The sequence below is a fragment of the Pseudochryseolinea flava genome, assembly GCF_003286915.1.
Lineage (GTDB): Bacteria > Bacteroidota > Bacteroidia > Cytophagales > Cyclobacteriaceae > Ohtaekwangia > Ohtaekwangia flava.
Window position 1 is genome coordinate 120,567 of record NZ_QMFY01000015.1, and the last position, 12,244, is coordinate 132,810.

12 protein-coding genes are annotated in these 12,244 nt (G+C 43.9%); 10 read left to right on the forward strand and 2 right to left on the reverse strand.

The genetic code is table 11. The annotated features are described in order from the left end of the window. Window positions 1–98 precede the first annotated feature (98 nt). From DQQ10_RS22520 to DQQ10_RS22555, 8 genes are all read left to right on the forward strand, one after another. A complete protein-coding gene (locus tag DQQ10_RS22520; RefSeq protein ID WP_112749193.1) occupies window positions 99–1,139 on the forward strand; it encodes an HlyD family secretion protein in 1,041 nt (346 codons plus the stop codon). Window position 1,140: 1 nt separating this feature from the next. Continuing rightward, window positions 1,141–2,715 carry a DHA2 family efflux MFS transporter permease subunit gene (locus DQQ10_RS22525; protein ID WP_112749194.1) on the forward strand — a complete coding sequence of 525 codons (1,575 nt, stop codon included), beginning with the start codon at window positions 1,141–1,143 and terminating at the stop codon, window positions 2,713–2,715. Between the two features lie 10 nt (window positions 2,716–2,725). After that, complete coding sequence (locus tag DQQ10_RS22530) at window positions 2,726–4,006, forward strand: TolC family protein (RefSeq protein ID WP_112749195.1); 1,281 nt, start codon at window positions 2,726–2,728, stop codon at window positions 4,004–4,006. A gap of 125 nt (window positions 4,007–4,131) precedes the next feature. Beyond that, window positions 4,132–5,403, forward strand: coding sequence for a fumarylacetoacetase (gene fahA, locus DQQ10_RS22535; RefSeq protein WP_112749196.1), 1,272 nt, complete (start codon window positions 4,132–4,134; stop codon window positions 5,401–5,403). 18 nt (window positions 5,404–5,421) lie between these two features. Then, window positions 5,422–5,883 carry a hypothetical protein gene (locus DQQ10_RS22540; RefSeq protein ID WP_112749197.1) on the forward strand — a complete coding sequence of 154 codons (462 nt, stop codon included), beginning with the start codon at window positions 5,422–5,424 and terminating at the stop codon, window positions 5,881–5,883. 31 nt (window positions 5,884–5,914) lie between these two features. Further along, window positions 5,915–6,769 (forward strand): flavin reductase family protein, encoded by an 855-nt coding sequence (locus DQQ10_RS22545; RefSeq protein WP_112749198.1) that lies wholly within the window; start codon window positions 5,915–5,917, stop codon window positions 6,767–6,769. Window positions 6,770–6,809: 40 nt separating this feature from the next. Next, window positions 6,810–7,454, forward strand: coding sequence for an outer membrane beta-barrel protein (locus DQQ10_RS22550; RefSeq protein ID WP_112749199.1), 645 nt, complete (start codon window positions 6,810–6,812; stop codon window positions 7,452–7,454). Between the two features lies 1 nt (window position 7,455). Next, window positions 7,456–8,115, forward strand: coding sequence for an outer membrane beta-barrel protein (locus tag DQQ10_RS22555; RefSeq protein ID WP_112749200.1), 660 nt, complete (start codon window positions 7,456–7,458; stop codon window positions 8,113–8,115). Between the two features lie 6 nt (window positions 8,116–8,121). Here DQQ10_RS22555 and purU read toward each other — a convergent pair whose 3' ends face one another. Both purU and DQQ10_RS22575 read right to left on the reverse strand, forming a co-directional pair. Continuing rightward, on the reverse strand, window positions 8,122–8,958 hold the full coding sequence (gene purU, locus DQQ10_RS22560; protein WP_112749201.1) for a formyltetrahydrofolate deformylase: 837 nt from the start codon (window positions 8,956–8,958) through the stop codon (window positions 8,122–8,124). Window positions 8,959–9,725: 767 nt separating this feature from the next. After that, window positions 9,726–10,499: a class I SAM-dependent methyltransferase gene (locus DQQ10_RS22575; protein WP_112749204.1), complete on the reverse strand. Its 774-nt coding sequence runs from the start codon at window positions 10,497–10,499 to the stop codon at window positions 9,726–9,728. A 251-nt stretch (window positions 10,500–10,750) separates the two neighbouring features. On the opposite strand from DQQ10_RS22575, the gene DQQ10_RS22580 reads away from it, so the two are divergent. Together DQQ10_RS22580 and DQQ10_RS22585 are read left to right on the forward strand one after the other, a co-directional pair. Further along, window positions 10,751–11,380, forward strand: a complete 630-nt coding sequence (locus DQQ10_RS22580; RefSeq protein WP_245970504.1) for an RNA polymerase sigma factor — start codon at window positions 10,751–10,753, stop codon at window positions 11,378–11,380. Further along, the gene (locus DQQ10_RS22585) at window positions 11,370–12,227 is read left to right on the forward strand and encodes an anti-sigma factor family protein (RefSeq protein WP_112749205.1); all 858 of its coding nucleotides are present in this window, start codon (window positions 11,370–11,372) and stop codon (window positions 12,225–12,227) included. The genes DQQ10_RS22580 and DQQ10_RS22585 overlap by 11 nt, the downstream gene beginning before the upstream one ends. Window positions 12,228–12,244: the final 17 nt, after the last annotated feature.

Genomic DNA, 12,244 nt, shown 5'->3' on the forward strand with positions numbered 1-12,244 from the left:
GACAAAAGTAGTAAAAAAAATTTAGTCAATAAAGTTGACTAAAATAGTCAACTTGGTTTACCTTTGTCCGTATAACGGTTCAGAAAAGCAAAAAGTTTATGGAAAATACTACCCCTCCAAAAAAGAAAAGCCCAGCAATTTTTATCGTGCTTGGCGTATTGGCGATTGGAGCCTTCTTTGGCGTTCGATCATTAATTCACCGCATGCAATACGAGTCGACCGACAATGCACAGATTGAATCGCGGTCAGTTCCGGTCATCTCGCGTGTTCCTGGTTTTATCGATTCTCTGCAAGTAGATGACTATGGGCACGTACAGGCGGGTACTACCTTAATTAAAATAGACGATCACGAATATCGTCTTGCGGTTATGCAAGCAAAAGCAGACTTGATGAATGCCGAAGCAGATTTGGCGAATGCACAGGCTGCGTATCAAAATAGTTTAGCAGCGAAACGTGTTGCTGCAGCAAATGCCGCGGTTCAAAAGACGAGACTTGATAAAGCGCAAAACGATCTTAAACGCGATGAGGCACTCGTAAAAGAAGGGGCAATCACGCAAAAACAAAGTGAAGATTCACAATCGAATTTTGATGCAACAAGCAAACAATACGCCGTAACTTTGGAGCAGGTTAACTTAGCATCTACACAGGTTGCTACAGGAGAAGCACAGATCAAGAAAGCACAAGCGTTGATTGACATTCGTCGTGCGGCATTAGAAACAGCAACGTTGAAACTCACCTATTGCACCATTACGGCGCCAGTGTCAGGAAAAATCGGAAAGCGTAATGTTGAACGTGGACAATACATTAATCCTGGTGCGCCGTTGTTCTCTATCGTAAATGATGAACGCTTTTGGCTTGTCGCGAATTTTAAAGAAACGCAGCTCGAGAAAATGAAAGAAGGTCAGCATGTATCCATTAAACTTGATGGCTATCCGGACCTCGACATTGAGGGGAGCATCAGTTCGTTTAGTCAGGCAACGGGTGCAAAGTTTTCTTTATTACCACCAGACAACGCTACTGGGAATTTTGTGAAAGTAACCCAACGTGTTCCTGTTCGGATTGATATTGTACATCCTGAAAAATATAAAAGATTGCTTCGTGCCGGACTGAGTGCAGAAGTAGAAGTTAAAGTTAACTGATATGGCCGTTAAAGGTTTTGCAAGGGTTATCATCGTACTCACAACGATTTCGGCAGCGATCATGGAATTGATCGATACGTCGATTGTGAACGTTGCGCTTGCGCAAATTAGCGGTAACCTCGGTGCTACCATCGAGGATACATCATGGGTGATTACCGCTTACGCTATCGCGAACGTGATCATCATTCCTTTGACCGGATTTTTTGCACGATTGTTCGGTAGAAAAAATTACTACCTCTATTCGATCATCTTGTTTACGATCGCATCTTACATGTGTGGAAATGCGGGAAGCCTATTGTCATTGATCATCTGGCGATTTGTACAAGGTGTTGGTGGCGGCGCATTGCTTTCGACATCACAAGCAATTTTGTTTGATGCATTTGAGCCAGAAAAACGTCCGATGGCAGCAGGCATGTTTGGAATGGGCATTGTACTCGGCCCAACGATTGGTCCAACATTGGGCGGTATCATCGTTGACAACTACTCATGGCCATTGATCTTCGATATCAATATTCCTTTTGGAATTGTTGCAGCGCTGTTAACCTTACGTTTTGTTCCGAACGATACAGAAGAACAACTGGCGGCGCGGAAAGATGTTTACATTGATTACCTGGGAATAATATTCTTGGCTGTGGGCATTGGAAGTTTACAGTATGTGTTGGAGCGCGGTGAAGCAGAGGATTGGTTTCAAGATACAGGAATCATTCTCTTAACGGCAGCGGCAATATTTGGACTGGGTTCTTTTATCTATCGCCAACTTACAGTAGCCCAACCGTTGATCAACTTACGGGTATTGAAGAGCCAGAACCTGATCGCGAGTAATATCCTGACATTTGTTTTGGGATTCGGTTTATTCGGCTCTGTTTTCATCTTCCCAGTGTTGGTGCAACGTATCCTTGGATACACGCCAACGGATGCTGGGTTTGGATTGGTACCGGGGGCAATTGTTGCAATCTTTTGCATGCCCATTATTGGCAAAACATTGCAGAATGGCTTGTCGCCAATTTATTATGTCGTGGTCGGTTGTATTTGTTTCATTCTTCATGGTTATACTTCTTCGTTAGCGGACTTAAATGCTGGCTTAGAATTTTTCACCATGCCGCAAATATTTCGTGGTATCGGTACAGCATGCTTAACCGTTCCGCTGATTAACCAAGCTGTAATTGGTATCAATCCGAAGGACTTGCCATCGGGTATCGCGCTCACCAATATGATTCGTCAACTCGGCGGTGCTTTTGGTATCGCAGTGATGAACACCTACGTAGCACACCGCTACATTGCGCATCGCACTGACCTCGTGAGTAACCTTCAGGAATCAAGTCCCGAAATGTTAGAGCGACTTGCCGGTTATCAGGCGAATTTAGGTGTGCAAGGTTTCGATCCGTCGTCGGCACAACGGTTGAGCTATGGGATTTTAGATTCGGTGGTGATGAAACAGAGTTACTTGCTTTCATACCTCGATGGATTTAAACTCATTAGTATATTTTTCTTGGCTGCCATTCCAATCATGTTCTTGCTGAAGCGGCAGAAGATGGATAAAGCCACCATGCAGAAAATTTCAGAAGAAAGTCATTAGTCAAAAGATTATGAAAAAAATATTGTTTTCAATTGTCGCGCTAGCTTTTACAACCCATGTGTTGGCACAGACCAACGCAGAATTGCGAGCGCTTATTCAAGAGTCATTTCAATATCAACCGAAGCTGCAAGAGCTTAGCAAAGCTTCTGAGATCGGGGAGATTCGTGTAGGAATGGCAGAGAGTGGATATCTCCCCGTAATCAGTGGCAATGCATCGTATAGTTACATTGATCCGGTGGGTGAAACGAAATTCCCAGTGAGTGCAACGGAAACACGTACAATACAATTTCAGCCGAACAACAACTACAATGTTAATGTTGGTTTGAATCAAGTGATCTGGGATTTTGGTAGAACACAAGCTCAGATTGAAAAAGCAAAAGTTGATTTACTTGTTACGAAGCAAAACACAGAGGCCGCAAAGCTGCAACTCGCCACACAAGTTGTTAATATTTATTATTCGCTTGTTTACTTGAAGAAGGCGGTGATTCTTCAAGACTCAGTAATCGCGTCCTATACTAAGAACAGAACGCTTATCGAGAACAAACTTAAGCAAGGGGATGCGCTGAAAGTAGATCTTTCTAATATTGATAATACTATTCACCAAGAGTTGAATCGCAAAGTGGATTTTCAACGTCAGTACGATCGTCAGCAAGCGCTGCTACAGTATACAACAGGCAGAACTGCGGAACTTTCGGGCGTTGAGTTTGATTTTCAATTTGCATCCACTACTGAATTTTCGGCGGTTGCCAACCCTGATCTCATCGCCGCAGATCAGCGAATCACAGCATCTTCAGCGGATTTTAAATTAGCACAGCGTAACCGCATGCCCAGCTTAAATTTTCAAGCGAGTGCAGGTATGCGTAACGGATATCAACCCGATATCGACGAGTTCAGGTTCAACTACTTGGCGGGCGTCACCTTGTCGATTCCTATTTTCCAAGGAGGCCGTATTCGTCAGAATGTTTCGCTTGCGAGAAAGTCGATGGAGTTAAGCGAGATTTCAAAACAAAATCTGAATGCGACACTGCTAAAAGATTGGCAATCGGCCAATGCAGATCTGTGTGCTTATAATGAACAATTAAAAAATGCGATGATACAAATTGAAACCGCGCAAGAGGCGCAACGTCTTACCCAGGTGCGTTACGACCGCGGCGTGGCAACGTCTGTTGACCTGGTGTTTGCAACCACAAATTTGCAGCGCAGTCAGTTAAATCAATTGCAATATCAATATCAAGCTTGCCTTGCCAATGCGGAGTTGGCGAGAGTTGAAGGGCGAAAGTTTTGGGAATAGGGATAGCACATGCAAGGTGCGCTTATTACTAACAAGAGCGATTGTAAGTTGAAGAAAAGCAGCGGAATGTTGTACGAACCGTTAAAAGTTTGGAAAGCGCTCGCTGCTTTTTTCTATCTTTCCAAATGCTTTCATCAAACGATCCAAACCGCAAAAGCTGGGTGGAGGTACCACCGCTGTCTGATTTTCCTATTCAAAATCTTCCCTTCGGAATTTTTAAAACTTCCAATCGCAGTCCAGTTGCTGGTGTTGCGATAGGGGAGTACGTTGTTGATCTTGCTCATTTGCAAGACCATGGATTCCTAGATTCTGTGGATTTGCCCAATAAAGTTTTCCATCAAAAATACCTCAATGATTTTCTTTCGCTGGGAAGAAAAAAAATCCGAGAAGTTCGGGAATGTCTTAGCAATTTATTGAAGGCAGAGAATCATATTCTGCGCGATCATGCGTCACGAAAGATTGCCTTGGTTCCCATGCACGATGTAGAAATGATAATGCCGGTGCGCATTGGAAACTATACAGACTTCTATAGTAGCGAGGAACATGCTACCAACGTCGGCTCGATGTTTCGTGATCCTAAAAATGCGCTGTTACCAAACTGGAAACATTTACCGGTGGGATATCATGGGCGTGCGTCGTCAATCGTCGTTACAGGTACACCAGTTCGTAGACCGAAAGGACAAATTAAACCACCTGATGTAGCCTCGCCAATCTTTAGTCCTTCTCGGAAATTGGATTTTGAATTGGAGGTTGCATTCATTACCTGCGGCGAGAATGCACTGGGCGATCGCGTTACAACGGAAGGCGCGGAAGATATGATTGCTGGCTTGGTGTTATTCAACGATTGGTCTGCACGCGATATTCAGCAATGGGAGTACGTTCCGCTTGGCCCATTCCTTTCTAAAAACTTTGCGTCGACGATCTCCCCGTGGATAGTCACACTGGATGCGCTCGAACCTTTTCGTGTTGAAGGGCCAACACAAGATCCTCCTGTATTACCATACTTAACTTTTACCGGTATACGGAATTTTGATATTCATCTCGAAGTATTTGTTCTACCGAAAGCAGGGAAAGAGACCTCGATCAGCAAATCGAATTTTAAGTATATGTATTGGAACATGGCGCAGCAATTAGCGCATCATACCGTGAATGGTTGCAATATACAAGTCGGTGATTTGTACGCATCGGGAACCATTAGTGGACCAACACCGGGATCGTATGGATCGTTGCTTGAACTGAGTTGGAATGGTGAAAAGCCTTTGACATTGTCGGATGGCACGTCGAGAACATTTCTTCATGACAACGATACGTTAATCATTCGTGGCCACGCTGAAAAGAATGGTGTGCGTATCGGGTTCGGTTCGTGTTCGGGTAAGGTACTTGCTTCGCATGAGTAGCGTGATAATGTAAGTTGTATGAAAAATAGATTTGTGTTTTATCTGTTCGTAGCCGCATTGGTGGTTCTCGACAGTGTACTGCTGCGAAGTCCAAACGTGCTAGGTAAAATTGGATTGATCATTTACAAGTATCATTACCTCCGAACTTTTCCAAAGACCTTACTAACCGTGTCATGTGTGGTTGGCGTCGCGGTTTTTATTGGAGAAATCGTACGTTGGCTTGTGCGCAACGGTACCCTTAAGCGTACAGTATCGCTAGCTATATTTCTGATACTGATTGTTGCGGCATCGGCGGTTGTTGCGAAAACAGGTATCGACTTTTCTTCCTGGACTTACAGCCACACAGGAAGTCGATTCAAGTACGGCGCATACCTCTTGCCATGTATCTTGATTCTCATTTTTGTTTATCATCTAATCACCTTACCGAAAGCAGTGCAGCCAGTTGATGTTGTGGAAACAACGACGTCGGAAAAAATGTGATTGCAACTGCTTACTTCTAACTTCATTTCATATGACAGTCGATTTCAAAGATCTTTCAATTCCGAAAATACATGCCTTGCTTCTTGGTGCCGTAACGCCACGTCCAATTGCGTTTGCGAGTACCGTCGATAAAGATGGGAATGTTAATCTTAGTCCGTTTAGTTTTTTTAATTGCTTTGGGTCTAATCCACCATTGTTAATTTTTTCACCTGCGCGCCGAGGCCGAGACAATACTGTAAAGAACACATACGAGAACGTGCAGGAAGTTGCCGAAGTAGTCATCAACATCGTTTCGTATGATATGGTGCAACAGGCGAACCTTGCAAGCGCAGAATTTCCGAAGGGTGTAAATGAATTTGTAAAAGCTGGCTTTACAGAAGTACCGTCTCTAAAAGTAAAGCCACCTCGGGTGAAGGAATCTCCTGTATCGATGGAATGTAAAGTTTTACAAGTGATTCGCACTGGCGATCAGGGTGGCGCAGGCAACTTGGTCATCTGCGAAGTGGTAATGATGCATGTGAAGGATGAAATCTTAGATAACGACGGAAGAATAGATCCTTTTAAGCTTGATGCTGTCGCGCGACTTGGAGGCGACTGGTATTGTCGCGTGCAAGGTGATTCGATATTTAAAGTGCCGAAGCCATTGGACCGCGCGAGTTTGGGCTTTGATAATATTCCGGAAGCAGTTCGCAACAGTTCCGTTCTAAGCGGAAATGATCTCGGTATTTTAGGGAATGTAGAAAAACTTCCGACAGATATTTCGGTAGCGCATTTGCCTGCGTATGCAAATGCAAAAGCGCGGGGGACAGATGAAATTCATCGCTTGGCAAAACAATACATTGCTGAGGGGCGCGTTGAGGATGCGTGGAGGGTACTGCTTTCGTAGTTATTGTCAAATATCTATCTTTACGCATTATTGAACCCTAATGAAAAATAAAATCTTCTGGATGACAATCGTCATCATGATGTCCACGATAAGTCTAACGGTGGCACAACTTAAGCGTGTAGATGTGTTTGTAGGACCTGGATTAATGTCTATTCGCTCTGAAATTCCAATCGATCTTTACGACCCGAAAATTGGTATCGGCGGCGGCATAAGTGCTTCTTATGGTATATCCGATGACCTATCGCTTAATGCCCAATTGCTTTATGAAAGAAAGGGCGCACAGGAGAAAGTTGCATTTAGAGATAACAACAACATCTCGTTAGGCGAGGGTACGATTTATACCCGGTTGAATTCGATCTCCATTCCCGTTACACTTGGTTATGAGTTTGGCGGTAGCGTCCGAATGCAAGTCGCGGGTGGATTCTTTGTAAGTAGTCTCATTACTCAAAAAACCGTTACGAAAAACGGACATGGTGAGTCATTCAATGGCGACGGAAATCCGAATTTCAAGAGTTTTGATTTTGGTGCAACAATTGTGTACACGTTATACATTCCCGTTAGTGACAAATGTGACATTCGGATTGGGTTGCAAGACAACTTTGGATTGAAAGATTTATCAAAGGGAAACTGGAGCTTTAGAACAAACGCATTGAATTTATTTGTCGGTACGTCGTTTAAATTTTGAAATGATGTTAAGGGGAATTGTAAGTCTGGTTTTATTTTGCTCGACGGTCTCTGTGATTTCGGCGCAAGTTCGTGTTGAAGCTGTAATTGGCCCGAATCATAGTTTTACCTGGGGCGCCGACGGATCTGATGATGGTCCATCTTCAAAATTTGGTTTCACAGTTGGTGGTGGCGTTAGCTTTAACCTCCGTCGTGATGGAAGATTTCTCTATGGACAATTGGTGTATGAGCAGAAAGGCGATGTGTTAAAGTCTGGGCAGTACCGGTACATTGATGGTGGTGATCCAATGGTAGATGCAGGTACTGCTAAAATAATTCGTCGATTTAACTATTTGACTATCCCTATTAATTATGGTTTTGAGGGTGGAACGCGAGTACGATGGACGTTTTCATTCGGGCCTTATGTTTCCGTGCTGTTAAATGCTGTGAGCTTTTCGCGTGATGATCGTGGTAGTAAATCAAATCTCGATCTACAGTCGTTAGACGCCGGATTAAGTTTTAATGCCGGTATGTACATCCCTTTAAAACAAAATGTCGATGTTAAAATTGGGTTGCAACAAAATGTGGGACTCACGAACGTGTACGAGGATGTCAACTTAAAGAATCATAGCCTAAACCTGCAAGTTGGACTTTGTTACAAAATCAGTGATAAGATTTTGTAATGGAACTCAATCAAAAATAATCGTTCGGTTTTTGTAAACGAAAACACTGTCGCTTAAGACAAGCTTCAGTGATCTTGCCAAAACAATTTTTTCGACATCTCTTCCCGCTTGTGCCATTTCTTTTGCGCTGTGGCTATGTGCTACAGGAATGACACTCTGCGCAATGATTGGTCCTTCATCAAGGTTATCATTCACGAAATGAGCGGTCGCACCAATGATTTTCACGCCACGTTCATACGCTTGATTGTAAGGATTTGCGCCGACAAATGCCGGTAAAAATGAATGGTGGATATTAATGATTCGGTTGTTGAACTTGCCAATGAATGTCGGTGATAAAATTCGCATATACTTCGCGAGCACCAGAAATTCAGGATTATAATTTTCGATGATCTTTAGCAGCGCCACTTCATGTTCGGTACGCTCAAGACCTTCTGCCGGTACATAATGAAAAGGGATGTTGAACTTGTTGGTAAGGTCTTCGAGGTTTTGATGATTGCTGATGACGCATTTAATATTTGCATCGAGGTCGTTGAAAGCATGTCGTACCAAAAGGTCGCTCAAGCAATGGTATTCTTTGGTTGCAAGAATGGCGATGTCGCGTTTTTTCCGTGGAGAAATTTTGATAAACGCTTCGTCTGATAAAAACGCTTTTAGCTCTTGTGTGAACAATGCCACATCGACGTCTCCTGAGAACTCAGTACGCATGAAGAAATAGTTAAAATTTCTTTCCACAAACTCACCGTTACTAATGATGTTGAGGTTGTGTTTGAAAATGACTTGTGTGATTTTGTAGATGAGTCCGGGCTGGTCAGGACAAGCAATGAGGAGAATGGTAGCGTTCATAATGCAAGCTTCGCGTTTTGAGCTGCGAGCTTCGAGTTTTTGCAGCTGGTCGCGATAAATGCTTTGTTAATAATACGATGGGTTTACCTTATTGGCAAATGAGGTTGCTGGGATGTGGTAACGGATGCCTAAAAGACGCAGGTTTTTTGACCGCCATGAGTTGCCGGAGCGGAGTTGCGCTGAGTAATGCTGCAGAAAATGCAATAGGGATAGCAGCGGTACACCGCAGTAGCGCGAGAAGGCGTGCTGGCACGAGGAGTTTAGCGGATAGCCCGGCCCGCCGCGCGGGATTGCCCCAATTCATAGCTTGTAACCCACAGCTTGTAACTTGAAGCTATTAAGTGTCCGGAGAAAGTTTTTCATAGCGGCCCGAAAAACCGGATCGCAATCTACTCTTATCAACTTTTGAACGTTCTACTGAGTCCGTCTGATTATTTCATGCATCATCCTCTTCTTACTTTTCTTTTTGCTTCCCCAAATAGAAAAGTAACAAAAGAAAAAGGGGAAACTTAAACATGCTGCCCATCGCACATGCCGGGGCTCCCCCGCGTTTAAGTTGGGCCACGCGCACGCTGTATTAAATTTTAATTTTTTGAGCCCCTCTTTTTTACGCACTTCAAAAAACATCTATTAGTGATAAAAACGTGGGTTATTTGCAAAACTAAAAATTCACCGGACACTAGTAGCTTGAAGCTTGTAACTTGAATCTTTTAACTTGAAGCTTGTAACTTGAAGCTTGTAACTTGAATCTTTTAACTTGAAGCTCTCTACAACGACTTTCTGCCAACAAAAATGATTTCGCCTTTTACCAATCCAAATTTCTGACGGACGTCGTCGCTAAGTTCGTTCACAAACGGATCTTCAATTGCGTTCAAACCCGCCATTTGCATACGCTTGCCGTAGTCGTGACCATATTTCCGAACGTGATCATCTTGTCCGAAGATTTTTTCGCGTTCGCGTGGATCGGTGATGGTGTTATCTTCGAACGTCGTAGCAGGGACGGGATTAAAAAAAGGAACTTGTTGAATGGAGAATCCACCGGGTTTAAGTACGCGGTGAATTTCGCGCATCGCTTGGATGTCGTCACGCACATGCTCGAGTACGTGGTTGCAAAGTACCGCATCGAATGTGTTTTCAGAAAAAGGAATTGAATGGATATCCATCTTCACCTTTGCCAGCGGTGATTCAATGTCAGCGGTGATGTAGCCCTCGCCATGAATTTTTTCGAACGGCGTAATGAAGCATGCTTCAGGGGCAATGTGTAGCACTTTCAGCTTGCGTTTGAAAAAATCAGTTTTTTCATTGAGATACACCCAGATCAGTCGATGTCGTTCGAGGGAGAGGCAACTTGGGCACAAGGCGTTTGGTCTTGGATTGATACGCCCGTATGGGAGAAACGTTCTGAAACCAGTGTTGCATACAGGGCATTGAACGGCGCTTCCACGATAGAATAGGGATGCTATTTTTAAGCCTACACCCGCTACTCTTTGGAGATATTTCCGCGGTACATAACGGATAAGAAAGGCGATTATCTTTTTCATAAAGCGGGCAAAGATAATAGAAAGTGTTCAAGTGTTCAGGTGTTCAAGTGTTCAAGTTGGTTAGGGCGCAATAAGGGAATAGGAGCGGCACCCGCGCCCCGAGAATTCTGGGTAGCAGTATAGCGGATAGCCCGGCCCGGTTTGTCGCGGAGGATCGCCCTAAAAAATCTCTTTAGTGTTAAAACTTTCCGAGCAAGGTCATCATCTTTGTATTAGAAACCGGTAAAACGGCGCAAAATCAAACCTTTTCCATGGCGGAAACTTTAGTCGACATCGCGATGATGCATTCTGATACCCTTATTACCCGGGCAAAACAAGGGGACCAGAACGCCCAAGGAAAGCTGGTGCAGCTGTGGTACAAGCGAATTTATAACTTCAGCTATAAGTTCTTCTTGGATCACGACCTGGCCATGGAAGCAACTCAGAAAACATTTATCTCGATGTGCCGCAGTTTGGCAGGTCTCCAGGATGTGGCCCGTTTCAAGTCCTGGCTCTATAAAATCGCCGTAAACTACTGCCGCGAAGAAGCCCGCCGAAGAAAAGGTAGTCGCGCGTTATCATTCGACATTGTGTGGAATAAAGAAGCTGAAGATTCACCACAATGGGAAGGTTCCGGACACCGTCATCATAATCCTGAGAGTCAATACCATCAGTCTGAGCTTTCAGAAATCTTGCAAGAGGCCTTGTTAGAACTCAGTGAAGAGCAGCGTGAGGTGGTGATCATGAAAGAGTACGAGGGACTGAAGTTTCGGGAGATCGCTGAGGTGTTGAACATATCTGAAAACACAGTGAAGTCTCGAATGTATTATGGACTTGACGGATTGAAGAAAATTCTCGAAAAAAAGAACTTGACAAAAGATACATTAGGCTATGAGTTATAAACCACAAGAACACGATTGGCTGTCATACCTCTATGGCGAACTCGAAGGCGTTGAACGCGAAAAAGTAGAACAATACCTGCTAACGAATGCCGCGGCCCGAGAGGAGTACGAGTCTTTTAAAAGATTGCGCGGGGTAATGAGTAGCGTAAGCGACAAAGAAGTAATTGCACCTCCGATATTTGTGGGCGATAATAGTAGACAAGTCTACTTCTGGCAGTCGTCCGTATTTAAGACGGTAATGAGCATAGCCGCTACGTTGTTACTGCTGATGATCGTGGGGCGATTAACCGACATTCGTGTAAGCACTGCTGGGAATCAGTTTACCCTCAGCTTCGGAGAGCCGACGAAACCTCAACGAGAAGTTCCTGTGCAAGTAGCATCGATCAATGCTGAAGACGTGCAGAAGATGATTAATACATCGCTTCAGCAGAATAACGCGGCCATGCAAACATCATGGAATGCGTCGCAAGAAAAATTAGATGCATCGATTCGTCATAACTTAGCGACGAACTCCGGTAAGATCGATCGGTTGGTACGCGAAGCGTCGACAGCCTCACAGGATCAAATTCGATCGTATGTAACATCACTGCAAACAGAAAATGTTGCTATGGTGAAAAATTACTTCGAGCTCACAAACTCGGAGCAGAAGGAATACATCGAGAACCTACTTGTGGATTTTGCGAAGTATTTGAAGCAGCAACGTAATGACGACCTTCAATTGGTAGAAACCCGATTGAATAGCCTTGAGCAAAACACAAGTGTGTTTAAAGAAGAAACCCAGCAAATTCTATCGAGTATTATCACAACGGTAGGGGCACCGGTCCAAACAAAAGAAACAAAGTATTAAGCAATTATCAGAGCATT